Raw genomic sequence first — 788 nt, forward strand, 5'->3', positions numbered from 1 at the left:
GGGATCGGAACGCCTACAAGCCAAAGTATGATGGAACGCATCTGCAGCCCCTCTTTCGATAGCGGTGCTGCGGCAACGCTCGGAATTTGCGGAAGGTTCCTGGTGCTCACCCGCCTTGAGCTCCGCGGACCGGTCGATCTCAGCCCTTCTCCATCAGACTGCCACCGCGCGCCTGGTCTCGCTATGCGAGGCCGGGCTTTTTGTCGCCGACTGCCGACCCCCGCAACAATCTGCCGCTTAGGGAGTTCTTTCCTAAGGCTGCTTCTTTGGTCGGAAGAAGCCTATTTCCTTAACTGCAGCGCCCGCTCCCTGATGCTTTGCTCGATATCGTGGCCCGCGGCGTGAAGAAGGACGGCGGCGATCTTGAGCTCGAAAAGCCGGCGCAGGCGTCGCTGCTCTGATGGGCCATTGGCACCAGATCGGCCGCGACAATGGCAAGGAGCGGGAGAGGATGGCTGCGCTGGCGGCGTGGCGGCGCGCACATCTGCCCGGCGTTGCTGGTCGCGAGCGCCGTTCATCTCCCGTTGAACTTCGACGCGATTAAGTGCTCCTGACAAAGGAGTTCCTATGAAGAAACTGTTGGCTATCACGGTTATTGCCGCAGGCGCGGCATTCTGTGCCCCGGCCTTCGCGTCGGAAGCGCTGCCGCCATCCATGGCTCAGCACCTCGACCAGAGCAGCGCGGAGTTCACGGGCCACTACGGACGCCGTGGCTACTATGGTCCTCGCTATGGCCATCGCCACGGCTATCGGAGCCATTACGGCTACGGATATGGCCGCCGCTACGG

1 protein-coding gene is annotated in these 788 nt (G+C 62.3%); it reads left to right on the forward strand.

Features of this window, described 5'->3' with window-relative positions; genetic code table 11:
- Positions 1–567 precede the first annotated feature (567 nt).
- A partial coding sequence (locus AB4Z16_RS28065) for a hypothetical protein (protein ID WP_441514583.1) occupies positions 568–788 on the forward strand: 221 nt, incomplete at its 3' end.

The organism is Allobosea sp. TAF32, assembly GCF_052113585.1.
In the GTDB taxonomy this organism is placed as follows: domain Bacteria; phylum Pseudomonadota; class Alphaproteobacteria; order Rhizobiales; family Beijerinckiaceae; genus Allobosea.